The sequence below is a fragment of the Pseudomonas sp. GW456-L12 genome (genome assembly GCF_059424045.1).
In genome coordinates this window covers 188,095-213,132 of sequence record NZ_JBWKZA010000006.1, presented here as the reverse complement: position 1 = coordinate 213,132, position 25,038 = coordinate 188,095, and the positions used below count along the sequence as shown (strand labels likewise).

Genomic DNA, 25,038 nt, shown 5'->3' with positions numbered 1-25,038 from the left:
GACTGCTCTCCAGCACTTTTTGTATCGGAAAAGGGTTTCACATCACTCAACCTTCATATCACTTAGCAGCACATGCAGCCCCCGCAGCGGCACCGCGAGCCAGGCCGGACGGTTTTCCGCTTCATACGCCACTTCGTAGGCTGCTTTCTCCAGGCTGAACAAGGCCAGCGCGGCGTCCTCGCCATTCTTTTCCTGCCAGGCATGAGCAAGACTAGCTGCCGCCAGCCGGTACGCCTGGACAAACGACTCGCGGGCTTCGCGCAGATAACGCTCGGTGACCCGCTGCCGGGCCGCCAGGGCGTGGGCCGACGCGTCGAGGCTCTGGCCGCCGAGGGCCAGCGCCGCAGCATAGTCGAAGGAGCGCAGCACCCCACTGACGTCCTTGTACGGACTGTGCTTGCCCCGCCGCTCGTCCAGCGGCCGGGCCGGTTCGCCCTCGAAATCGATCAGGTAGGCGTCGCCCTTGATCACCAGCACCTGGCCCAGGTGCAGGTCGCCGTGGACGCGCATGCGCAGGCCGCCGACCGCCTGTTTCGCCAGGCCCTGGATATGCGCCAGGATCGCCGTCTTGTGTTGGCTCCACGACGCCACGCGCTGTCGATCCTCAGCCGTCAGCTCAGCCTGATGCTGCTTGAGCAAGTGCAAGGCCCGTTCCAGTTGCGCGCCAATCTGCCTGGCCCAGGCCTGGGCGTCCTTGTCGGTACTCGGCCGCGCGCGGAAGGCCGGGTTGGCGGTCGGTGCCGCGAGGACCTGGTGCATTTCCCCCAGGCGCTGGCCGAGCATGCCGGCAAAGTCGCGCAACTCGCCCAGGGCGTTGTAGTGCTGGTCCTGCTCGGACATGGCGTCGGCCAGTTCGTCGCGGATCGCCCGCTCCAGGTTGTTCTGGGTCCATTCCCAGGCATCGCCCTGATTGCTCAGGTAGCCCTGGGCGATCATCAGCAGGCTGTCCTCGCCCTGCCCGTCCCGGCGAATCACCGAACCGAGCAAGGGTGAAATGTGCTGGAAGCCGGCGGCGGTCAGGTAGGCGCTCATCTCCAGTTCCGGGTGCACGCCGCTGGCCACCTTGCGGATCAGCTTGAGCACCAGGCTGGTGCCGATCACCACCGAGCTGTTGGATTGCTCGGCGGACAGGTAGCGCACTTCGGATTCCGCGCCCAGGCCGAGCCCCGCCAGCTGCTCCGTGGCCTCGAAGCGGATCTCGCCATCGCCACAGGGCAACACGGTGTGCGTCTGGATCGCCTGCAGGACATTGTGCACAAAGCTTTCCAGGGCGAAGGCGTCGGTGATCAGCCCCACCTGGCGGCCACGGCGCACCCGCGCCAGGGCCAGTTGCTGCGGCAGCGCGGCGCCGATCTGCTCTTCGCCGAGCAGGCCGAACGGCAGCTGGTAGCGCCCGCTCTGACCGCCGCCGCTGACCTCCAGCTCGCTGAGCAACACCGGATGCTGCGGATCGCCAAAGCGCACGCCATAGGCGATGTGCACCTGTTCGATGGCGCTGTCCTTGCCGGCGAACCAGCGACGCTTGGGTAGCCAGGTCGGCAGCGAACTCTGCTCCAGGGTGGTGCGCGACGGCGCTTCGAGCAATTCCTCGAGGCGTTTTTTCAGCACCAGGGTGGTGAAGTCCGGCAGGCTCTGGGCCGGCTCCACATGCCAGCTCGGCATCTGGTTTTCCGCCGCCAGGACAAACCAGTAGAAACCGTAGGGCGCCAGGGTCAGGAGGAAATTCAGCTGGCCGATCGGCGGGAAGGCATTCCCGCCGAGCATCTCCACCGGCACCATGCCGGCGAACGCCGACAGGTCCAGCTCCGCCGCCTGGGCGCTGCGCGACACATTGGCCACGCAGAGGATGATTTCGTGCTTGCCGTCGGGCCCGGTGTATTCGCGGGTATAGGCCAGGATCCGGCGGTTGCTCGGCGACAGCATCTTCAGGCTGCCGCGGCCGAAGGCCTTGGACTGTTTGCGGATCGCCAGCATGCGCCGGGTCCAGTTGAGCAGCGAATGCGGGTCGCCGGCCTGGGTCTCGACATTCACCGACTGGTAGCCGTACAGCGGGTCCATGATCGGCGGCAAGACCAGGCTCGCCGGGTCGGCCCGGGAGAAGCCGCCGTTGCGGTCGATCGACCATTGCATCGGTGTGCGCACGCCATCGCGGTCGCCCAGGTAGATGTTGTCGCCCATGCCGATCTCGTCGCCGTAATACAGGGTCGGCGTACCCGGCATCGACAGCAGCAGGCTATTGAGCAGTTCCACGCGGCGGCGGTCGCGCTCCATCAGCGGTGCCAGGCGCCGGCGAATGCCCAGGTTGATCCGCGCGCGGCGGTCGGCAGCGTAGTAGTTCCACAGGTAATCGCGCTCGCGGTCGGTGACCATCTCCAGGGTCAGCTCATCGTGGTTGCGCAGGAAGATCGCCCATTGGCAGTTGGCGGGAATCTCCGGGGTCTGGCGCAGGATGTCGGTGATCGGGAAGCGGTCCTCCTGGGCCAGCGCCATGTACATGCGCGGCATCAATGGGAAGTGGAAGGCCATGTGGCATTCGTCGCCGTCGTCGCCTTTCACATCGCCAAAATATAATTGGGTGTCTTCCGGCCACTGGTTGGCTTCGGCCAGCAGCATGCGGTCCGGGTAGTTGGCGTCGATCTCGGCGCGGATCTGCTTGAGCACGTCGTGGGTCTCGGGCAGGTTCTCGTTGTTAGTGCCGTCGCGTTCGATCAGGTAAGGAATAGCGTCCAGGCGCAGGCCGTCGATGCCCATGTCCAGCCAGTAGCGCATCACCGACAGGACCGCCTTCATCACCTGCGGGTTGTCGAAGTTGAGGTCTGGCTGGTGGGAATAGAAGCGGTGCCAGAAGTACTGGCCGGCCACCGGGTCCCAGGTCCAGTTGGATTTCTCGGTGTCGAGAAAGATGATCCGCGTGCCGTCGTACTTCTGATCGTCATCGGACCACACATAAAAGTCCCGCGCCTTGGAGCCGGCCTTGGCCTTGCGCGCCCGCTGGAACCAGGGGTGCTGGTCCGAGGTGTGGTTGATGACCAGCTCGGTGATCACCCGCAGCCCGCGCTTGTGGGCCTCGGCGATAAACCGCCGGGCGTCGGCCAGGGTCCCGTAGTCGGGACTGACGCCGCGGTATTCGGCGATGTCGTAACCGTCGTCGCGGCGCGGCGAGGGGTAGAACGGCAGCAGCCAGATGGTGTTCACCCCCAGGTCGGCGATGTAGTCGAGCTTGGCGATCAACCCGGGAAAGTCGCCGATCCCGTCGTTGTTGGAGTCGAAATAGGATTTGACGTGAACCTGATAGATCACCGCGTCCTTGTACCAGAGCGGGTCCTTGATGAAGGTGGCTGACCTGGGTTTCTTCGCCATGGGTAACTCCTGAACATTCATGGGTCTGTGCCGCGCAGATAGCGCTGCACCTGTAGCCGCTGCCGAGCCTGCGAGGCTGCGATAAGGTCCGAAGGACCTTCGACGGCCTCAAGAGCGCGTCCCGTTCCGGGCCGATCGCAGCCTGCGGCAGCGGCTACCGGTGTGAATCAGGCAACGCTGATGCGCCAGATGCCGAACGGTTGCTGCCAGGGTTCGATCCGCATGAACTGGGTCTTGCCGTACCAGGTCCAGCGATGGCCGTTCATCAGGTCCTCGCCCTGGGTCTGCGCATCGTCGGGCAGGCCCAGCTCCCACAGCGGCAATTCGAAATGCGCTTCCTGGGCGTTGAACGGGTCGAGGCTGACCGCCACCAAGATGAAGTTGCCGAGGTCGGCGGTGCGCTTGCCGAAATACAGAATGTTGTCGTTCCAGGCGTTGTAGACCTGCAAGCCCAGGTGCGTCTGCAGCGCCGGGTTCTGTCGGCGGATGCGGTTGAGCTGGGCGATCTCGGCAATGATGTTGCCGGGGGCGCTGAAGTCCCGGGGGCGGATCTCGTATTTCTCCGAGTCCAGGTATTCCTCGCGCCCCGGAACCGGCGCCGCCTCGCACAGCTCGAACCCCGAATACATGCCCCACAGGCCCGAGCCCATGGTGGCCAGCGCGGCGCGGATGAGAAACCCCGGGCGCCCCGAGTCATGGAGAAAGAACGGGTTGATGTCCGGCGTATTGACGAAGAAGTTCGGCCGGTAGCATTCGCGCCACGGCGACTGATTGAGTTCGGTGAAGTAAGTCGCCAGTTCGCTCTTGGTGTTGCGCCAGGTGAAATAGGTGTAGCTCTGGGAATAACCGACCTTGCCCAGGCGCGCCATCATCGCCGGCGTGGTGAAGGCCTCGGCGAGAAAGATCACCTCCGGGTAGCGCGCCCGCACATCGGCGATCAGCCACTGCCAGAACGGCAGTGGCTTGGTATGGGGGTTGTCCACGCGAAAGATCTTCACCCCCTCCTCGACCCAGCCAACCACGATGTCGCGCAGCTCCAGCCACAGGCTGGGGATGGCCTCGATGGCATAGAAGTCGACGTTGACGATGTCCTGGTATTTCTTCGGCGGGTTCTCGGCGTATTTGATGCTGCCGTCCGGGCGCCAGTTGAACCAGCCCGGATGCTGCTTGAGCCAGGGATGATCCTGGGAACACTGGATGGCGAAATCCAGGGCGATCTCCAGGCCGTGCTCGGCGGCGGCCGCCACCAGGCGGCGGAAATCCTCGCGGCTGCCGAGCTGCGGATGGATCGCCTCGTGGCCGCCCTCTTCGCTGCCGATCGCATAGGGGCTGCCCGGCTCGTCCGGGCCGGCGGTCAGCGAGTTGTTGCGGCCCTTGCGAAAGCTGCGGCCGATGGGATGGATCGGCGGGAAGTACAGCACGTCGAAACCCATGTCATGGATCATCGCCAGGCGCGAGTGCACATCATTGAAAGTGCCGTGACGGGCCGGATCATCGGTGATCGAGCGGGGAAACAGCTCGTACCAGCTGGCGAACTGCGCGCGTTCGCGCTCCACGTCCAGCGGGTATTCCGGGCTCAGGCTCAGGTAGGGACGGTAGTCGGACTCGGCCATCAGCCGTGCACTGCGTTCGTGCAGGAACAGCGCCACCTGCTCGGCTTCGAGCAGCGTCGCCAGCTCATGGTGCAGCGCCAGCAACTGCTCGCGTAGCGGCCCTTCGCTGCGCTCGGCGGCGTGCAGCACATGGCTGCGGCCCTCCTGCAATTCGAGGCTGACCGCGATGCCGGCCTGGTGTTTCTTCTGCAGGTCGTAGCAGAAGCTGGCGAACTGATCGATCCAGGCCTCGATGCAATACAGGTAGCGGCCCTGGCTGGGCACTGTGAACTGGCCTTCCCAGCCGTTGTTGCCGAGGTCTTCCATGGTTTCGCTGTGCCAGTGGCTGTCGGCTTCGGCGCACCAGCGGATGCGCACGGCCAGTTTGTCGTGGCCGTCGGCGAACACCTTGCTGCTGACCCGCACCACCTGCCCTGCCACCGCCTTGACCGCGAACTGGCCACCGTCGATCAGCGGCCGGGTGTTCTCGATGACGATACGCGGCAGCAGCAAGGCCTGCGACAGGGGCAGGTTCGGGTTGTATTGCAGTTCAGTCGGTCTTTTTTCGGCAGTCATCGAGCATCACTCCTTACGCCCCATGGACGCTCTGTTGCTGGTCTATTCCGGCGCGGGCCCTCTCTTGGGAGCGGCCCCCAGGGTCGGCGACGACCCGCGCGGATCAGCGAAGCACTTAGGTTCCGAGACACCAGGGCCGGGAAAGTTCACCCGGATTTGCCTCCCTTCGCGCCGGGAATCAAATCACCGAGCCGAGGGTCCACCTTGGGAGACTGTGCAAAACCAAGCACAAAGGAGGCCATGCCGATGAGTATCCCGATCCCGGCGGAAACGCCCGACCCGAACATCGACCACCCGACGTTGCCGCCAACCGAGCCGCAACCGGTGCCCGAGGAAGATCCACCCGAAACTACCCCACCGCCCAAGGAGGAGCCGCCGAGCGATCCGGCACCGGTCATCGCTTGCGGTCACAGCATTACGCCCAAACCATGACAAGCGTAGACAATCGGTTGCCCGTCGCTGCCGTCGCCAACCGGCAGCGGGCATCCCTTCGTTGCTGGCGGCGAGTGTGCCCGCGACGCTTCAGGGAGTTCATCCGGGCGGTTCATCGTCGCCTTCCAGCTTGCGCACTATCCAGGGCATCACGCTGAAGACCGCCAGCGCCAGCAGGGTACTGAACACCGCCGTGGCTTCGCGGCCGACGCCCGCCGAGACGCCGATCGCCGCGGTCATCCACAGCCCGGCCGCGGTGGTCAGGCCCTTGACGTGCCCTTCCTCGTCCTGCTTGCCCTTGAGAATGGTGCCCGCGCCGAGAAAACCGATACCGGCGATCACCCCCTGCACCACCCGGCTCATGGCATCGACCTGGGCGCCGGACATCTGCGGCACCAGCACGAACAGCGCCGCCCCCAGCGCCACCAGCATATGGGTGCGCACCCCGGCGGCCTTGCCCTTGTGCTCGCGTTCGAAACCGAGAATGCCGCCCAGCAGCGCGGCGATCAGCAGGCGTACGGTGATCTGGGTGAGTTGCCGGGCATCGCCGATGTCGGCGAACTCCGCTTGCAGGGTGACCCAGACTTCATGCCACCAGGCGTTCATGTGCAGGTCCTTTCCTGTTCGGGTTCTCAGGTTCTTGTTGGCTGGCGGGCGGGCAACGAGGCAGCCCTCCTTAATGAAAGGACAGCGACGCCGGGCAAAAGGTGCGATCCGCCAGCGGGTGACCATTGATCGGTCGGGCAGAACCCCGGACGGCAGCCGGGCCCTGAAAACCGTACCCACCGCACAACAGGATTCGACCATGAGCCTGCGCATCGAAAACCGGATCTGCCATTTCGACACCGAAGACCTTCACGCCCGCCTGCCAGCCAGCGCCGTGACTGTGATCACCGACGCGGCCAGGTCGATGTCGGCGGTCGACCTCGAAGGCCGGCGTATCTACATCACCGAAGCAGAAGCCGACGCATTGACCGTAGCAGGCGCCACCGACGGCCGGCGTCATCTGCGCGCCAGCGACAGTGATTCGGTGATTTGACTGATCTGCATCACGGCGCCCGGCGCAGGCCTGTGCCAGACGCCGACGGCGCCCGATAGCGGGCGCCTGGCCGGGTATGGCAAGTTGTCGCAGGGCGGCGTCTGACGGGCATCTGATCTGCTTTTTATTGCGATATCTGAGTCTGTTATGCAAACAGATCGCTGGGCATAGTTCGTCTGCCTGATGGAGGCTGATGAGCGAACGACCATGAGCGAAAGAATCCCCGTCCGATTAGTAGAAACATTCGAGCCTGCGCGCCCAAAGACGAAGGCCAAATCCAGCGACAACCTGATCCACACCCGCAGTTTCACCGGCCTGTTCCGCACCCTGCGCATGAGCGGCGCGGGCTTCCTGTTCCTGCTGTTCTTCGGCACCGTGTGGTTGAACTGGGGCGGCCGCCAGGCGGTGCTCTGGGACCTCGCGGAAAGCAAATTCCACATCTTCGGCGCCACCTTCTGGCCGCAGGATTTCATCCTGCTCTCGGCGTTGCTGATCATCTGCGCCTTCGGCCTGTTCGCCATCACCGTGTTCGCCGGCCGCGTCTGGTGCGGCTACACCTGCCCGCAGAGTTCCTGGACCTGGCTGTTCATGTGGTGCGAGAAGATCACCGAGGGTGAACGCAACCAGCGCATCAAGCTCGCGGCCGCGCCCTGGAACCTGAACAAGCTGATCCGCCGTTCGGCCAAGCACACCCTGTGGCTGGCCATCAGCCTGCTCACCGGCCTGACCTTCGTCGGTTACTTCACGCCGATCCGGCCGCTGGCCGAGGAGTTGCTGACCCTGCAGATCGGCGGGGTCAGCCTGTTCTGGGTGCTGTTCTTCACCGGCGCCACTTACCTGAACGCCGGCTGGCTGCGCGAGGCGGTGTGCATGCACATGTGCCCGTATGCGCGGTTCCAGAGCGTGATGTTCGACAAGGACACCCTGACCATTTCCTACGACCCGGCCCGCGGCGAAATCCGCGGCCCGCGCAAACGTGGCGTGAAACCCACCGATATCGGCCTCGGCGACTGCATCGATTGCCAGCTGTGCGTGCAGGTCTGCCCGACCGGCATCGACATCCGCGACGGCCTGCAGATGGAATGCATCGGCTGCGCCGCCTGCATCGACGCCTGCGATTCGATCATGGACAAGATGGGCTATGCCCGGGGCCTGATCAGCTACACCTCGGAGCACCAGTTGCAAGGAGGCAAGACCCATCTGCTGCGCCCACGCCTGATCGGCTACAGCGCGGTGCTGCTGGTGATGATCGGCGCCCTGGCCCTGGCGCTGGTGGAGCGGCCGATGGTGTCGCTGGACGTCAGCAAGGACCGTGGCCTGTTCCGCGAAAACAGCCTGGGCCAGATCGAGAACATTTACAGCCTGAAGATCATCAACAAGACCCAGCAACGCCAGGATTACCGCCTGCAACTGGTGGACGGCGACGGCTTCCAGCTGCAAGGCAAGACCGAAGTCAGCCTGGCCGCGGGCGAGATCGTCGACCTGCCAGTGTCGGTGGCGATGATCGCCGAGCAGCCGCAGAGCAGTTCCCAGGAACTCAGCTTCAAGGTGGTCGACGCCGACCAGCCAGAGATCTACAGCGTGGCCAAGAGCCGGTTTGTTGCGCCCTTGAACCGTTGATCCCTTAGACTGGGCGCCGCTTTGCGGCTATCGCGAGCAAGCTCGCTCCTACAGGTGCGCATTGGTCCTTGTAGGAGCGAGCTTGCTCGCGATAAATCGCTCAGCCACCGCAGCCTCCAACCCGAGCCGCCCCATGAAACGCTACGAAAAATTCGCCGACGACATCGCAGAACTGATCCGCTCCGGGGTGCTCGGCCCCGGCCAGCGCGTACCTTCGGTACGTTACGCCAGCCAGACCTATGGGGTCAGCCCGTCCACGGTGTTCCAGGCCTATTACCTGCTGGAGCGGCGCGGCCTGATCCGCGCCCGGCCGCGCTCCGGCTACTTCGTCAACACCCATGCGCCGAGCCCGTTCTCGGAGCCGGTGATCAGCAGCCAGGTCAACGAGTCCACCGAGGTCGATGTCAGCGAACTGGTGTTCTCGGTGCTGGACTCGATCAAGGACCCGACCACCGTGCCGTTCGGCTCGGCCTTTCCCAGCCCGACCCTGTTCCCGCTGCAGCGCCTGTCGCGTTCCCTGGCCAGCGCCAGCCGCGAGATGGACCCACGGGTGGTGGTCACCGACATGTCGCCGGGCAACCCGCAGCTGCGCCGGCAGATTGCCCTGCGCTACATGGTCGGCGGGCTGATGCTGCCCATGGAAGAACTGCTGATCACCAACGGCGCCCTGGAAGCCCTGAACCTGTGCCTGCAGGCAGTGACCGAACCTGGCGACCTGGTGGCCATCGAGGCCCCGGCCTTCTACGCCAGCCTGCAAGTGCTGGAGCGCCTGAAACTCAAGGCCGTGGAAATCCCCGTACACCCGCGGGACGGCATCGACCTGGGAGTGCTGGCGCAGACCCTGGAGCGGCACCCGATCAAGGCCTGCTGGTGCATGACCAGCTTCCAGAACCCCATGGGCGCGACCATGCCCGAGGCGAAGAAGCAGGAACTGGTGGCGTTGCTGCGCAGCCATCAGGTGCCGCTGATCGAGGACGACGTCTACGCCGAGCTGTATTACGGCCAGCAGGCACCGAAACCGGCCAAGGCCTTCGACACCGAGGGCCTGGTGATGCATTGCGGCTCGTTCGCCAAGAGCCTGGCCCCGGGTTATCGCATCGGCTGGGTCGCCGCCGGGCGTTACGCGCAGAAGATCGAACGGCTGAAACTGATGACCTCGCTGTGCGCCTCGATGCCAGCCCAGGCGGCCATCGCCGACTACCTGCAACACGGCGGCTACGACCGCCACCTGCGCAAACTGCGCTATGCCCTGGAAGAACAGCAAAGCGCCATGCTCGCCGCCATCGCCCGCTACTTCCCGGCGCAGACCCGGGTCAGCCAGCCGGCCGGCGGCTACTTCCTGTGGCTGGAGCTGCCGGCGCAGATGGATTCGTTGAAGCTGTTCCAGATGGCCCTGGCCCAGGGCATCAGCATCGCCCCGGGACCGATCTTCTCGCCGACCCAGCGTTTTCGAAACTGCATCCGCCTCAACTACGGCAGCCCGTGGAACGAAGCGGCGGAACAGGCCATGGAAACCCTGGGCAGGATCGTGCGGTCGTTCTAATCCGAGGCCTTGCTGCCGCACCACAATTGCTGCAGCATCCGCGCTCCAATTTTCCAGGGAAGGAACGCGGCATGGTCGAAGACCTGTATTACGACGATTATCCAGAGGCCAAGGCCGAGCTGACCAAGGCCATCCAGCGCGGGCGCCTGCCACTGCTGGCCCAGGAGCTCAACGCCTATGACTGTGTACAGGCGATCTTCGAGCTGGACGCGGTGAACAATCCCAAGGACGAGGAGGATGCCTTCTTCGACCTGGCCCTGGCCCTGATCGGCTGGGTCCCCGGCCCCGGCCAGGAGTTGAAGATCATCCTGCGCCTGATCAACCGCGCGCCCCAGCGTCATGCCGAAAGCCTGTTCGACCTGATCCGCCATACCCTGCTGGCCTGCCGCCTGAAGACCAGCCCCGAGCAGTTGCTGGAAAAATGCCTGGACCCGCGGCACCTGAGCGAGGAAATGCCCGAGATCGTCAGTGCCGTGCGCGCCTCCTCCACCTTCAATGGCCTGACACCCCAGCAACAGCGGCTGGTGATCCATAACCTCGATGAAGCCCGGGAACACAGCGAATTTCTCATGGAGTCGGTGCGCAACCGCATCGCGCCCTGGGTCGCCGTGCAGCGCAACAACTCGGCCGCCGCCCACAGCCGCGGCCCGGCCCTGCTGGCCAAGCCGCAGTCTTCCCTCGAGCCGGGCAAGACAGCCGTCCGCGACGCATTGCCGGCCGAATCCCGCGACGCCGCCCGCACCATCCAGGCGATCAACCAAGGCCTCGAACCGCTCACCGGCGAAGGCCACTGGCTGGAGCTGAACCTGCATTACCCCAACCTGGAACCGGTGTCCGGCGCCGCCTACCGGGTCGTCTTCAGTGACGGCTCGCAAGCCGAAGGCAGCCTGGACGAAGAAGGCTTCGCCCGCCTGGAAGGCATTCCTCCCGGCCCGGCCCAGGTGTACTACGGCGAAGACCCGCGGCCCTACCAGCGCCTGCCGATCCGCGCCCTGCCAGCCGATCTGCGGCAGTTGGAAGAAGAGTTGGAAGCCCTTGAGCTGGAACCGAGCGAGGTGGACCTGCCGACCCTGCTGCTGGAAGCCTCCCAGCGCAAGGCGCCCTTCACCCTGATTCCCGTTTACTGAGCCCAGGCCCCGACATGAACCGCAGACAAGTGTTTCTCAGCCACCAGCAGTACCAGCAGCAGCGCGAAAGCCTGGAGAGCGTCGAAGCCCACTGGCGGAGCCACTCGATGATGGCCGACAGCCCGCTTCAGGAAGCCTCCCTCAAGGCCTGGGAAGTCCAGCAGGCACGGCTGCACCGCCTGATCCTGGGCTACACCGGCGGCGAGCCGCTGGAGCAACTGGCCCAGGCCCTGGACGGGGTGATCGAGGCCTACGAAGACTATCAGCGCAAACTGGCGCTGCATGAGGAGATGCCGGACATCGCGCCCCTGGCCATCGATGACTACCCGCACGACTTCGAGGAGTACGTGCAGGTCATCGGCCTGTGCATCCTGCTGCAACGCGGCGACCTGCTGCCACGCCTGGCGTTGCTGCAAGACCGCGCCGGCTATAAAGGTGACGACACCCTGGTCGAAGACCTGCTCAAGGCCTACCTGCCCGACCGCGAGGACGTGGACCAGTGGAACCACGAGGTCTACACGCCCCTGGTCAAGGCCATCTATGTCGATGACCCGGACGAGGCCCGCGAGTTGCTGGTGGAGTATTGCAACCAGTGGTACCTGGCGTTCGAGCACGCCTCCTGGCACGACAGCCACCTGGACGACGAGGACGGCGGTTACTTTGGTTATTGGGCGTTCGAAGCGGCGGCCATCGCCTACCTGTACGGCCTCGACGACAGCGCCGTGCGGCATATGGTCTTCCCTCGGGACATGCTCGAGTACGCCCGCCGCTTCAGCCCGCCGCCGATACCAGGCCGGTAGGCGCCTGCAAGACCGGCTCTAGCGCCCGGTCAGCGGCCGCCGCCCAGGTCGATAAAGGTCCCGGTGGAATACGAGGCCTTGTCCGACAGCAGCCAGATGATCGCCTCCGCCACTTCGTCCGGGCGGCCGCCGCGGCCCATGGGGATGGCGGATTCCAGCTTGCTGACGCGGTCGGCGTCGCCGCTCAGGGCATGGAAGTCGGTATAGATGTAGCCCGGGCGCACGCCGTTGACGCGGATGCCTTCGCCGGCGACTTCCTTGGACAGGCCGATGGTGAAAGTGTCCAGCGCCCCCTTGGAGGCGGCGTAGTCGATGTACTCGCCGGGCGCGCCCAGGCGGGCGGCGACCGAGGACACATTGACGATGCTGCCGCCCTGCCCGCCATGCCTTGGCGACATGCGCAGCACCGCGTGCTTGGCGCAGAGGATCGGCCCGAGCACGTTGGTCTTGATGATCTTGAGAATGCGGAATTCGGACATTTCGTCGAGCCGCGACTTCTGCCCGACGGTCCCGGCGTTGTTCACCAGCGCGGTGACCCGCCCCAGTTCGGCGTCGACCCGCTGGTAGAGGGCGATCACTTCGTCCTCGATGCTGACATCGGCCCGCACGGCAATCGCCTGGGCGCCCAGGCCGCGTACCTGCTCCAGCACCTGGAAGGCCGCCTGTTCGTCGGCCTGGTAGTTGATGCAGATGCGATAGCCCTGTTGCGCGGCCAGCAGCGCGGTGGCCGCGCCAATACCGCGACCGCCACCGGTGATGAGGATGACTTTGTCCATGCTGCCAACTCCCTCGCTGATCTTTGAACGCCAGCAATTAAACACCCTGCGGCGAGCGTTGCAAACCTTCTCGGGGCCGTCATCCGCCCCCTGGCTGATCGCCGGTCGGCGTGTCTATCCAGGCAGATCGCGGGCTTGGGGTTTGCGCTCGCTGCGTCGGAATGCCGCCCAGACCGGACGCAGCCTCGCAGGCTCGGCAGCGGCTACAGGAGTCGGCTAAAACGCGATCGATGTAGCCGCTGCCGCAGGCTGCGATCGGCCGGCACGGCCGTGATGTTACTGCGGTAGCACGGTCTTGGGATTTTGTACCGTCTGGTCCATCGTCATCGCGGGCAAGCCTCGCTCCTACAGACGCGCTGTAGCCGCTGCCGAAGGCTGCGAACCTGCGAAGCAGGCAGGCGTTCGACGCGCTCAGAGCGCCAGCTGTTCGGCCTGATGGATGTTCTGCATGAACCGTGCGGCCGGCAGCGGATGGCCGAGGAAATAGCCTTGCAGCGAATCGCAGCCCAACTGGGTCAGGAAGGTCTGCTGCACATCGGTTTCCACGCCCTCGGCGACGATCCGCAAGCCCAGGGCCCGGCCCAGGGCGACGATGGCCGAGACGATCGCCGCGTCGTCGCTGTCGTGCTCCAGGTCGCGGACGAAGCCGCGGTCGATCTTCAACTCGTTGGCCGGCAGGCGCTTGAGGTACATCAGGCTCGAATAACCGGTACCGAAGTCGTCGATGGACAGGTCCACGCCCATCTCCGCCAGTTGCTTGAGCACAGTCATGCTGGCATCGGCATCGCTCATGGCCGTGGTCTCGGTGATCTCCAGGGTCAGGCTGTTGGCCGGCAAGCGGTGCAGGCTCAGCGCCTTGGCCACGCTGTCGACCAGCCCGGCATGGCAGAACTGCAACGCGGAGATATTCACTGCGATCCGCCAGCCTTCATAACCTTCGCTGTACCACTCGCGCATCTGCCGGCAGGCCTCGTTGAGCACCCACTCGCCGATGGGGATGATCAGCCCGGTCTTTTCCGCAAGGTCGATGAACTTGTCCGGCAGCAGCAGCCCCAGTTGCGGATGCTCCCAGCGCAACAAGGCTTCGGCGCCCACCGGCAAGCCGTTGGTGGCATCGAACTTGGGCTGGTAATAGAGCCGGAACTCGCCGTGCTCGACGGCATGGCGCAGGTCCTGCAGCAATTGCAGTTGCCGGCGCGCGTCGCTGTTCATCGAGGCGTCGAAGAAGCTGTAGCCGTTCTTGCCGGTGCCCTTGGCGTGATACATCGCCGCATCGGCGTTCATCAGCAGTTCCTGGGGCGTCAGGCCGTTGCCCGGGTACACCGCGATGCCAACGCTGGCGGAGATCTGCAACTCGTGTTCGGCGACCCGGAACGCCTGGCCGATCAGGCCCACCTGGCGCGCGGCCAGGCGCAAGGCATCGTCCGCCTCGTTCAGTTGCACCAGCAGCACGAACTCGTCGCCGCCGATCCGCGCCAGGGTGTCCTGGCTGCGCAGGTCTTCGCGCAGGCGCACCGCTACCTCGCGCAGCAACTGGTCACCCATGTGATGGCCGAAGGCATCGTTGACCGGCTTGAAGCCGTCCAGGTCGATGAACATCAGCGCGAAACAACCGCCCTGCTCCGTCACCCGCTGCATCGCCTGGTCGATACGGTCGGCCAGCAGCGTGCGGTTCGGCAGGCCGGTCAGGGTGTCGTGCAGCGCCAGTTGGGTCAGCTCGCGGTTGGCCACGGTCAGCGACTCGGCGAGCACCGCGGTGCGCGCTTCCAGGCGCGCGTCGAGTACCGAGGTCAGCAAGGCAATGACCAGCACCGCCAGGGTGGTGATCAGCACCAGGTTGTCCAGGCCCTTGCCGCTCAGGCCGTCCACCGCCGCGCCACAGAAACTGCCGTCGGCGAAGCGCGCCGCGGCCATGCCGGTGTAGTGCATGCCGACAATGGCGATGCCCATCACCACCGCGGCCCCACAACGGGCCAGGCGTACATAAGGGGTATTACGGCGCAGGTGAAAGGCGATCCACAGCGCCGCGGCCGAGGCGCCGACGGCAATCAGCAGCGAGGCGCCGAACAGGCTCGGATCGTAGTCGATGCCCGGCTGCATGCGCATCGCCGCCATGCCGGTGTAATGCATGGCGCTGATCCCGGCGCCCATGATCAGCGCGCCGAAGGCCAGCTGCCAGAGCGGCAGGCTCTGCTGGCTCACCAGCCACAGGGCGAAACCGCAGGACAGCACGGAAATCAGCAGCGACAGCGCGGTGATGCCAGTGTCGTAGCCCAGGTCGATGGGCAGGCTGAAGGCGAGCATGCCGATAAAGTGCATCGACCACACCCCGATGCCCATGGCCAGGGCGCCGCCGGCCATCCACAGCAACGCCGCCCGACCACGCGTGGTGGCGATGCGACCGGTCAGGTCGAGCGCGGTGTAAGAGGCGAGAATCGCCACAAACAGGGAAATCAGAACCAGGGCGGGAGAGTAGGTACCGGTGAGCATGAACGTCTCGTGGCGTTAGCCGGAAGCGTCCATGCCCGGCGGTAAAAAGGCGCAATTGTACTGCTTGCGTATAGAAACACATTCACAAAGTAAGCAAAAAGCCATCAGTCGGACGAAAGTAGCCGGTTGATAAAACAAACCGGTTACAGCGACTCGACCGCTGGCAACGGTGACACAACGCCAGGGACGCCGCTATCGATGTAACCGCTGGCGCAGCCTGCGATTGAGCCCGTAGCGGTCGTAGGACGGACAACGTGTGAGGCCAGATGGAGCGCGGATTCAGGGTTTGCGGTCGCTACGCGAACCGTTCGCAGCCTCGCAGGCTCGGCATCGGCTACAGGCTGTCCGTAGCCTGCGAAAAACAGGCGGATCGCGGATTCAGCCTGTTATTCCTTGCTGGCCTGCAGCTGGCCGTCCCAGCCGCCGCCGAGGGCGGCGATCAGTTGCACGCTGGTGACCAGCCGGCTTTGCAGCAGGGTCAGCACGCTACGTTCGTTGCTCAACGCCGTGGCCTGCACCACCACCACATCCAGGTAGGCGATCACCCCGGCCTTGTACTGGTTCTCGGTCAGGCGCAACGACTCGCGCGCCGAATCCAGGGCCTGCTGGCGCACCGCGGCCTCGTCTTCCAGGACCTTGAGCTGCACCAGGTAGTTCTCCACCTCGCGAAAGCCGTCGAGCACGGTCTGGCGGTACTTGGCCACGGTCTGGTCGTAGGCCGCCTCGGTGCGGTCGACTTCCGCCGAACGCTGGCCGCCGTCGAACAGGGTCATGGCCAGTTTCGGCCCCACCGACCAGAAGCGGTTCGGCAGGCTGATCCAGTCGGCGTAGGTACTGCTGCTGTAGCCGCCCGCCAGGCTCAGGGTCAGGTCCGGGTAATAGGCGGCCTTGGCCACGCCGATATTGGCGTTGGCGGCGATCACCGAACGCTCGGCCGAGGCGATGTCCGGGCGCCGCTCCAGCAGCTGCGACGGCAAGCTCAGCGGCACCTGGGGCAAGGCCGGGATGTCCTGGGTCTCGGCCAGGCTGAACTCGGCCGGCGGCAGGCCGATCAGCACCGCGATGGCGTTTTCCAGCTGGGCGCGCTGCCAGATCAGGTCGATCAGGTCGGCCTGGGTGGTTTTCAGCTGGGTTTGCGCCTGGGCCACCGCGTCCTTGCCGGAGACGCCGGCGCGGTACTGGTTCTCGGTCATGGTCAGCGAGCGCTGGTAGGCCGCCACCGTGGCTTCGAGCAGGCGCTTCTGCTGGTCGATGACCCGCAGTTGCAGGTAGTTCTGCACCAGCTCCGACTGCTGGCTCAGGCGCATCGCCGCGAGGTCGGCGAAGCTGGCCTCGGCGCTGGCTTCGTTGGCTTCCAGGCCGCGGCGCAGCTTGCCCCAGACATCGGCCTCCCAGCTCACTCCAAGCTGGGTGTTGTAAGTATCGCGAATGCCGCTGGAGGAGCTGCTCAGGGCCGAACTGCTGCTGCCGGTGCCCTGGCTGGCGCGGGTTTTGCCGGCGCTCAGGTCCACCGTGGGGAACAGCGAGCCACGGGCGCTGCGCACCAGGGCCTGGGCCTGGCGGTACTGGGCCTCGGACTGCGCCACGCTCTGGTTGGCGCTGTTGAGCTTGTCGATCAGGCCGTTGAGCTGGCGGTCGCCGTACAGCTCCCACCAGGCGCCGCGGGCCAGGGAATCGCTGGGGCTGGCCTGGCGCCAGCCCGCCGCTTCCTTGTATTGCGCCGGCTCGGCGACTTGCGGGCGCTGGTAGTCCGGGCCAATGGCGCAGGCGCTGAGCAGCGCCAGGCTCAAGCTCAGGCTCAACAGCCGCGAACCGCGGGCCAGGGCCAGGCGCTGAGGAAGGTTGCGTGGCGAACAGTCAGTCATAGCGGCGTTTCCAGAGCGGCATCGGTACGGACCCCACGCCAGTGGTTGAACTTATGGCGCAGGCGATCGAGATAGAGGTAGACCACCGGGGTGGTGTAGAGGGTCAGGATCTGGCTGAAGACCAGGCCGCCGATAATGGTCAGGCCCAGGGGCTGGCGCATTTCCGCGCCTTCGGCGCTGCCGAGCAGCAACGGCAAGGCGCCGAGGATCGCCGCCAGGGTGGTCATCAGGATCGGCCGCAGGCGCAGCAGGCAGGCGCTGCGGATCGACTCCAGCGGGCCCAGGCCCTGGTGACGCTCCAGCTGCAACGCCAGGTCGATCATCAGGATGGCGTTTTTCTTTACCACACCGATCAGCAGGAACAAGCCCAGCAGCGAGATCAGGCTGAACTCGCCGCCCAGCACGTAGATCGACAGCAAGGCGCCAACCCCGGCCGACGGCAGCGTGGAGAGAATGGTCAGCGGGTGAATGTAGCTTTCATAGAGCACGCCCAGCACCAGGTACACCGCCAGCAGCGCGCCGAGGATCATGAACGGCTGGCTCTTCTGGGTCGCGGCGAAGGCGTCGGCGGTGCCGGCCATCTTGACGATCACGTCTTCGGGCATGCCGACCTTGGCGATCGCCCGTTCGATGGCCGCCGTGCCCTGCTCCACCGTCACCCCTTCGGCCATGTCGAAGGAAATGCTTTCCGAGGCGAACTGGCCTTCGTGGCTGACCCGGTCGTCTTCCAGGCTGTTTTCGTAGTGGGCGATGGTCGACAACGGCACCCGCGCGCCATCGGCGGTGATCACCTGCACCTGGTTGAGGGTGACCGGGTCCTGGGCGTATTTCGGGTTGACCTCCATCACCACCTGATACTGGTTGAGGCTGTCGTAGATGGTGGAAATCTGCCGCTGGCTGTAGGCGTTGTTGAGCACCGCGGTGACCATGTTCATGTCGATCCCCAGGCGCTTGGCCTGGTCGCGGTCGACCACCAGGGTCACCTGCTGGGCGCCCCGCCCTTCGCGGGCGTCGATCGCGGTCAGCTCCGGCAAGGCACGCAGCGCGATGACCACTTTCGGGTACCACTCGCGCAACGACCCCAGGTCGCCGCTCTGGATGATGTAGGAATACTGCGAGGTGGTCTGCTCGCGACCGCCGCCGAACTGCAGGTCCTGGTCGGCCATCAGCATCAGCTGGGCGCCGGGCACCTTGGGCATTTCCTTGCGCAGGCGTTCGATGACCTTCTGCGCGGACATGTTGCGTTCCTTGATCGGCTTGAGGCGCACCAGCATGAAGGCGTTGTTGGTGCCGTTATTGCCACCGATGAAACCGGCCACGCTCTCCACCGCCGGGTCCTTGAGCACTTCGCGGCGGAAGATCTCCATCTTCGGCTGCATCACGGTGAACGACAGGCCGTCGTCGCCACGCACGAAACCGATCAACTGGCCGGTGTCCTGCTGCGGCATGAAGGTCTTGGGCACCACCACGTACAGCGCGATGTTGACGCCGATGGTCACGAACAGGCTGAGCAGGGTCAGGCGCTTGTGGCGCAGCACCCAGTCCAGGCTGCTGGCGTATCTGGCCACCATCCAGTCGTTGGCGTGCTGGCTCCAGCGCTGCAGGCCGTTCTCCCGGCCCGGCACATGGGGCTTGAGCCAGCGGGCGCAGAGCATCGGGGTCAGGGTCAGGGACACCACCAGGGACACGACTATGGCCGCCGCCAGGGTGATGGAAAATTCGCGGAACAGGCTTTGAATGATCCCGCCCATGAACAGGATCGACAGGAACACCGCCACCAGCGAGACGTTCATCGACAACAGGGTGAAGCCGACTTCCTTGGCTCCCAGGTAGGCCGCCTTGATCGGCGCGATGCCTTCGTCGATGTGCCGGGAAATGTTCTCCAGCACCACGATGGCGTCGTCCACCACCAGCCCGGTGGCGAGAATCAGCGCCATCAGCGACAGGTTGTTCAGGGAAAAACCGTACAGGTACATCACCGCGAAGGTGCCCACCAGCGACACCGGCACCGCCAGGGTCGGGATCAGCGAGGCGCGCAGATTGCCGAGGAACAGGTAGACCACCAGTATCACCAGGGCCACGGCGATCAGCAGGGTCATCTCGGCCTCATGCAGGGTGGCCTTGATCACCGGCGAACGGTCCATCGCCAGGTTGAGCTTGACGCTGGCCGGCAGCACCGCCTGCAACGCCGGCAGTTGCGCCTTGATCTCGTTGACCGTCTCGATGATGTTGGCCCCGGCCTGGCGGTTGATCACCAGCAGCACCGCCGCGTCGTCGTTGAAGAAGCCGCTGTTGTAGCGGTCCTCGACGCCGTCGCTGACCTTGGCCACGTCTTTCAGGCGCAGGGCCGCGCCATCCTTGTAGTGGATGATCAGCGGCTCGTAATCCTTAGCCTTCTCCAACTGGTCGTTGGCCTGCACCTGCCACATCTGCTCGCTGTTCTCCACCGAGCCCTTGGGCCGGCGCACGTTGGCTTCGGCGATGGTCTTGCGCACATCGTCGAGGGCCACGCCGTACTGGTTGAGCAACTGCGGTTCCAGCTCGATGCGCACCGCCGGCAGCGAACTGCCGCCGATCTGCACCTCGCCCACCCCGGACACCTGGGACAGGCTCTGGGACAGGATGGTCGAGGCCAGGTCGTAGAGCTGGCCCTTCTCCAGCACATCGGAGGTCAGCGACAGCACCATGATCGGCGCCTGGGACGGGTTGACCTTCTTGTAGGTGGGCATGCTGCGCATGCCGCTGGGCAGCAGGTTGCGCGAAGCGTTGATCGCCGCCTGCACTTCCCGCGCCGCGCCGTTGATGTCGCGGTCCAGGTCGAATTGCAGGATGACCCGGGTCGAACCCTGGCTGGAGCGGCTGCTCATGGTGTTGACCCCGGCGATCGCGCCGAAGGAACGCTCCAGGGGCGTGGCCACGGTGGACGCCATCACCTCGGGGCTGGCCCCCGGCAGGCTGGCCTGGACCACGATCACCGGAAAGTCCATCTGCGGCAGCGGCGACACCGGCAGCAGGCCGAAGCTGACACCGCCCAATAACATAATCGCCAGGCTCAAGAGCATCGTCGCCACGGGGCGCTTGATAAAAGGTCCGGACAGGTTCATGGGCGGCAGCTCCAAGCTGCAAGAGAGCAGCGGCAAGCTTCAAGCTGCAAGCGGCAAGAGAAAAGCGGGTCACGCAGCGGCTCTGGCTTTTGATTCAGCTTGCCGCTTGCAGCTTGAAGCTTGCCGCTCACGCCCCTCACCCCACTTCTCCTACGGCTGGCTTGGCAAACCGCCGCCCCAGCCGGTCGAACGCCAGGTAGATAACGGGCGTGGTGAACAGCGTGAGGATCTGGCTCAGCAACAGGCCGCCGACCATCACCAGGCCCAGGGGCTGGCGCAGTTCGGCGCCGGAACCGGTGGCCAGCATCAGCGGCACGGCGCCGAACAGCGCGGCCAGGGTGGTCATCAGGATCGGCCGGAAACGCAGGAGCGCCGCCTGGTAGATCGCCTGCTCCGGGGCCATGCCCTGGTTGCGTTCGGCGTCGAGGGCGAAGTCGATCATCATGATCGCGTTCTTCTTGACGATGCCGATCAGCAGGATGATGCCGATGATCGCGATCATGCCCAGGTCGTTGCCGCTGAGGATCAGCGCCAGCAAGGCGCCCACCGCCGCCGACGGCAGCGTGGAGAGGATGGTGATCGGGTGGATGTAGCTCTCGTAGAGCACCCCGAGCACGATGTACATGGTCACCACCGCCGCCAGGATCAGCAGCAAGGTGCTCGACAGCGAGGCCTGGAACGCCTGGGCCGCGCCCTGGAACTGGGTCTGCACGCCCACCGGCATGCCGATGTCCTGCTGCACCTGTTCGATGACGTTCACCGCCTCGCCCAGGGCCACGCCGGGCGCCAGGTTGAACGACATCATCACCGCCGGGAACTGGCCGATATGGGCGATGGCCAGTTGCGCCTGGCGTTCCTCGACCCGGGCCAGGCTCGACAGCCGCACCTGGCCGCCGTCGGTGGTTTTCACATGGATCTGTTCCAGCGCCTGCGGGCCGATGGTTTCCCCGGCCTGGGCCTGCAACACCACGCGGTACTGGCTGGCCTGGGTGTAGATGGTGGAAATCTGCCGCTGGCCGAAGGCGTCGTACAGCGCGTCGGTGATGTTCGACACCGAGACGCCGATGCGCGACGCGGCGTCGCGGTCGATCACCAGGTACACCTGCAAGCCCTTGTCCTGCAGGTCGCTGGCGACGTCGGTCAGCTCCGGCCTGTGGGTCAGGGCATCCACCAGGCGCCCGCTCCACAGGGCCAGCAGGTCGGCATCCGGCGACGACATGCTGAACTGGTACTGGGTGCGGCTGACCCGGTCCTCGATGGTCAGGTCCTGCACCGGCTGCATGAACAGACGGATGCCCACCAATTGGTCGACCTGGGGCTGGACGCGCGCGATCACCTCGGCGGCGCTAAGGTCGCGTTCGCGGTGCGGCTTGAGGTTGATCAGCAGCCGGCCGCTGTTGAGGGTGGCGTTGTCGCCGTCGACCCCGATATAGGACGACAGGCTTTGCACCGCCGGGTCGGCCAGGATGATTTTCGCCAGGTCCTGCTGACGCTGGCTCATGGCGGCGAAGGACACCGACTGCGGCGCTTCGGAAATGCCCTGGATCACCCCGGTGTCCTGCACCGGGAAGAAACCCTTGGGCACCACCATATACAGGAACACGGTCAGCGCCAGGGTGCCGACGGCCACCAGCAGGGTCAGCGGCTGGTGCTTGAGCACCCACTGCAAGCGACGCCCGTAGCTGGCGATCAGCCAATCGATCCAGGCGCCGCTGGCCCGGTAGAACCGGCCCTGCTCTTGCTCCTTGGGTTCACGCTTGAGCAGGCGCGCGCACATCATCGGCGTCAGGGTCAGGGACACCACCAGGGAAATCAGGATCGCCACCGCCAGGGTGATGGCGAATTCGCGGAACAGCCGCCCGACCACGTCGGCCATGAACAGCAGCGGGATCAATACGGCGATCAGCGACAGGGTCAGCGACACCAGGGTGAAGCCGATCTGCTTGGCGCCCTTGAGCGCGGCCTGCATCGGGCTGTCGCCCTCCTCGATGAAGCGCGAGATGTTCTCCAGCATCACGATGGCGTCATCGACCACGAAGCCGGTGGCGATGGTCAGGGCCATCAGGGTCAGGTTGTTGACCGAGAAGCCCGCCAGGTACATCACGCCGAAGGTGCCGATCAGCGACAACGGCACGGCGATCGACGGGATCACCGTGGCGCTGGCCCGGCGCAGGAACAGGAAGGTCACCATCACCACCAGGGCGATGGCGATCAGCAATTCGTGCTGCACGTCGGTGACCGAGGCGCGGATGGTCTGGGTGCGGTCGGTGAGCACGGTGACGTCGAGGCCCGCCGGCAGGTTGTCGGTGATGCTCGGCAGCAGCGCCTTGATCCGGTCCACCACCTCGATCACGTTGGCCCCGGGCTGGCGCTGGATATTCAGCAGCACCGCCTGGTTCTCATTGGCCCAGGCCGCCAGGCGTTCGTTCTCGGCGCCGCCGGCGATCTGCGCGACGTCCTTCAGGCGCAGCGGCGCGCCATTCTTGTAGGCCAGGATCAGCTCGGCGTAATCCTTGGGCGAGGTCAGCTGGTCGTTGGCGTCGAGCATCGACACCCGGGTCGGGCCGTCGAAGTTGCCCTTGGGCTGGTTGACGTTGGAGGCGCCGATCAGGGTGCGCACGTCCGACAGGTTGAGGCCGTTGGCCGCCAGGGCCTCGGGGTTGACCTTGATCCGCACCGCCTGGCGCTGGCCGCCGGCGATGCTGACCATGCCGACGCCGCTGATCTGCGCGATCTTCTGCGCCATGCGCGTGTCGACCAGGTCGTTGAGCTTGGGCAGCAGCATGGTCTTGGAGGTGATGGCCAGGGTCAGCACCGGGGTGTCCGCCGGGTTGACCTTGTTGTACACCGGCGGCGCCGGCAGATCGCTGGGCAGCAGGTTGGTCGCGGCATTGATCGCCGCCTGCACCTGCTGCTCGGCGACATCCATATTGATGTCGAGGTTGAAGCGCAGGGTCAGCACCGAGGCGCCGCCGGAGCTGGTGGAGGCCATCTGGGTCAGGCCGGGCATCTGCCCGAACTGGCGCTCCAGGGGCGCGGTGACCGCGCTGGTCATCACGTCGGGGCTGGCACCGGGGTACAGGGTCATCACCCGGATGGTCGGGTAATCGACCTGGGGCAACGCCGAGACCGGCAACAGGCGATAGGCGATCAGGCCGGCCAGGACAATGGCCAGCATGCTCAGGGTGGTGGCTACCGGGCGGAGGATGAACAGCCGCGAGATATTCATGCGCCGACCTTGCCCGCCGGCGTCTCGGTGGCCGGCGTGGTCGCCGAGCTGGCCGGCTGGCCCTGCAGGTGCTGGGTCGGGGTGGCCGGCACTTCTTCGGGGGTGTTGACCACTTCCACTTCACTGCCGTCCTTGAGGCGGTCGGTGCCTTCCAGCACCACGCGGTCGCCGGCTTCCAGGCCGGCCTTGATCACGGTGGAATCGCCGTTGCTGTCGCCGACCTGCAGTTGGCGGATCTTGACCTTGTTGGCGCCGTCCAGGGCATAGACGAAGGTGCCGTTGGTGCCGAACTGGATCGCCGCCGACGGCGCCAGCACCACGTTTTTCAGGGTGTCGGCAAGCACGCGCACGTTGACGAACTGATTGGGGAACAGCGCCTGGTCGCGGTTCTCGTAGCGCGCCTTGAACTTCAGGGTGCCGGTGGTGGTGTCGATCTGGTTATCGAGGCTTTGCAGCACGCCGCTGGCCTGCAGCGCCTGGTCGCCGCGGTCCCAGGCTTCCACCGGCAGCCTGGCGCCGCTGCGATAACGCTCCAGCACCCTGCTCAGGTTGTTCTCCGGCAAGGTGAAGGCCACGCTGATCGGCTGGGTCTGGGTGATGATCGCCAGCGCGGTGGTGTCGTTGGCCGCCACCAGGTTGCCGACGTCCAGCTGGCGCAGGCCGACGCGGCCGGTGATCGGCGCGCGGATCTTGGTGAATTCGAGGTTGAGCTTGGCGTCGTTGACCGCCGCCTGGTTGGTCTTGACCGTACCCTGGTACTGGCCGACCAGCGCCGCGGCGGTGTCCAGGGTCTGCTTGGCGATACTGTCCTGGGCATACAGGCCGCGATAACGCTCGTAGTCGACCTGGGCGTTCTTCAGTTGCGCCTGGTTCTGCAACAGCGTGCCTTCGGCCTGGAGCAAGGCGTTCTGGTAAGGCCGCGGGTCGATTTCCGCCAGCAGGTCGCCGGCCTTGACCATCTGCCCTTCCTCGAAGGCCACCTTGACCAGCTCACCGGCCACCCGGCTGCGCACATTGATGGTGTTCAGCGCGGTGACGGTGCCCAGTGCCTTGTAATACAGCGCGAAGTCCCCGCGCGTGGCCGGCGCCACCCGCACCGGGATCGGCCCGCTCGCGCCGCCAAACCCCGGCCGCATAGACCCGCTGCGACCGGTGTGTCCGGCTGCGGCCTTTTGCCCGGCGGCATCCTTTGGGGTGGTCGAGGCCGGCCAGAACTTCCAGCACAGGCCGACGATGGCCAACAGGACAAGCAGGCCGAGCAGCCAGCGACGGGAGTTGCGGGAAACGGAGGATTGCATGGAGTGATCAACCATTGGGCGCGAGGGGATCTTTTTCAGAAGGCTGAAAGATAAGCACTGGCCGGTGTTTAGCAAAGCGCCTTTACCGGCAATTTACCTTGGGCTTACGTTTGCAAGTGTCTGCTAAGCCACTGAAGCACAAATAAAAACGGCCTGGACAGGGCCAGGCCGTGAATAATTGTAAAAC

15 protein-coding genes are annotated in these 25,038 nt (G+C 65.3%); 6 read left to right on the top strand and 9 right to left on the bottom strand.

Annotated features, from left to right (window positions below; all coding sequences use genetic code 11):
- Positions 1-42: 42 nt before the first annotated feature.
- Positions 43-3,360, bottom strand: coding sequence for a maltose alpha-D-glucosyltransferase (gene treS / locus AC07Y9_RS10435; protein WP_087091102.1), 3,318 nt, complete (start codon positions 3,358-3,360; stop codon positions 43-45).
- Positions 3,361-3,527: 167 nt separating this feature from the next.
- Positions 3,528-5,528 (bottom strand): alpha-1,4-glucan--maltose-1-phosphate maltosyltransferase, encoded by a 2,001-nt coding sequence (locus AC07Y9_RS10430; RefSeq protein ID WP_102679987.1) that lies wholly within the window; start codon positions 5,526-5,528, stop codon positions 3,528-3,530.
- Between the two features lie 246 nt (positions 5,529-5,774).
- Between AC07Y9_RS10430 and AC07Y9_RS10425 the strand changes: the two genes are divergently transcribed.
- Positions 5,775-5,960 carry a hypothetical protein gene (locus AC07Y9_RS10425; protein ID WP_087091104.1) on the top strand — a complete coding sequence of 62 codons (186 nt, stop codon included), beginning with the start codon at positions 5,775-5,777 and terminating at the stop codon, positions 5,958-5,960.
- 99 nt (positions 5,961-6,059) lie between these two features.
- Here the strand turns inward: AC07Y9_RS10425 and AC07Y9_RS10420 are convergent, their stop codons facing one another.
- A complete protein-coding gene (locus AC07Y9_RS10420; protein WP_087091105.1) occupies positions 6,060-6,566 on the bottom strand; it encodes an MgtC/SapB family protein in 507 nt (168 codons plus the stop codon).
- A gap of 199 nt (positions 6,567-6,765) precedes the next feature.
- On the opposite strand from AC07Y9_RS10420, the gene AC07Y9_RS10415 reads away from it, so the two are divergent.
- The 5 genes from AC07Y9_RS10415 to AC07Y9_RS10395 all read left to right on the top strand — a co-directional run bounded on the left by AC07Y9_RS10415 (position 6,766) and on the right by AC07Y9_RS10395 (position 12,089).
- Positions 6,766-6,999: a DUF3203 family protein gene (locus AC07Y9_RS10415; RefSeq protein WP_102679988.1), complete on the top strand. Its 234-nt coding sequence runs from the start codon at positions 6,766-6,768 to the stop codon at positions 6,997-6,999.
- Positions 7,000-7,206: 207 nt separating this feature from the next.
- Positions 7,207-8,619 (top strand): cytochrome c oxidase accessory protein CcoG, encoded by a 1,413-nt coding sequence (gene ccoG, locus AC07Y9_RS10410; RefSeq protein WP_102679989.1) that lies wholly within the window; start codon positions 7,207-7,209, stop codon positions 8,617-8,619.
- 133 nt (positions 8,620-8,752) lie between these two features.
- Positions 8,753-10,162, top strand: coding sequence for a GntR family transcriptional regulator MpaR (gene mapR / locus AC07Y9_RS10405; protein ID WP_007930974.1), 1,410 nt, complete (start codon positions 8,753-8,755; stop codon positions 10,160-10,162).
- A gap of 71 nt (positions 10,163-10,233) precedes the next feature.
- Entirely contained in the window at positions 10,234-11,289 is a 1,056-nt protein-coding gene (locus tag AC07Y9_RS10400) for a hypothetical protein (RefSeq protein WP_102679990.1), read from the top strand.
- Positions 11,290-11,303: 14 nt separating this feature from the next.
- Entirely contained in the window at positions 11,304-12,089 is a 786-nt protein-coding gene (locus AC07Y9_RS10395; protein WP_102679991.1) for a PoNe immunity protein domain-containing protein, read from the top strand.
- Between the two features lie 29 nt (positions 12,090-12,118).
- Here the strand turns inward: AC07Y9_RS10395 and AC07Y9_RS10390 are convergent, their stop codons facing one another.
- From AC07Y9_RS10390 to AC07Y9_RS10365, 6 genes are all read right to left on the bottom strand, one after another.
- Entirely contained in the window at positions 12,119-12,865 is a 747-nt protein-coding gene (locus AC07Y9_RS10390; RefSeq protein WP_053261011.1) for an SDR family oxidoreductase, read from the bottom strand.
- Positions 12,866-13,276: 411 nt separating this feature from the next.
- The gene (locus tag AC07Y9_RS10385; protein ID WP_102679992.1) at positions 13,277-15,355 is read right to left on the bottom strand and encodes a putative bifunctional diguanylate cyclase/phosphodiesterase; all 2,079 of its coding nucleotides are present in this window, start codon (positions 15,353-15,355) and stop codon (positions 13,277-13,279) included.
- Between the two features lie 386 nt (positions 15,356-15,741).
- Positions 15,742-17,220, bottom strand: a complete 1,479-nt coding sequence (locus tag AC07Y9_RS10380) for an efflux transporter outer membrane subunit (RefSeq protein ID WP_102679993.1) — start codon at positions 17,218-17,220, stop codon at positions 15,742-15,744.
- Complete coding sequence (locus AC07Y9_RS10375; protein WP_102679994.1) at positions 17,217-20,324, bottom strand: efflux RND transporter permease subunit; 3,108 nt, start codon at positions 20,322-20,324, stop codon at positions 17,217-17,219. The genes AC07Y9_RS10380 and AC07Y9_RS10375 overlap by 4 nt, the downstream gene beginning before the upstream one ends.
- 136 nt (positions 20,325-20,460) lie before the next feature.
- Positions 20,461-23,553: an MdtB/MuxB family multidrug efflux RND transporter permease subunit gene (locus AC07Y9_RS10370; RefSeq protein WP_102679995.1), complete on the bottom strand. Its 3,093-nt coding sequence runs from the start codon at positions 23,551-23,553 to the stop codon at positions 20,461-20,463.
- Positions 23,550-24,866, bottom strand: coding sequence for an MdtA/MuxA family multidrug efflux RND transporter periplasmic adaptor subunit (locus AC07Y9_RS10365; protein ID WP_102679996.1), 1,317 nt, complete (start codon positions 24,864-24,866; stop codon positions 23,550-23,552). Before AC07Y9_RS10365 ends, AC07Y9_RS10370 begins: the two co-directional genes overlap by 4 nt.
- Positions 24,867-25,038: the final 172 nt, after the last annotated feature.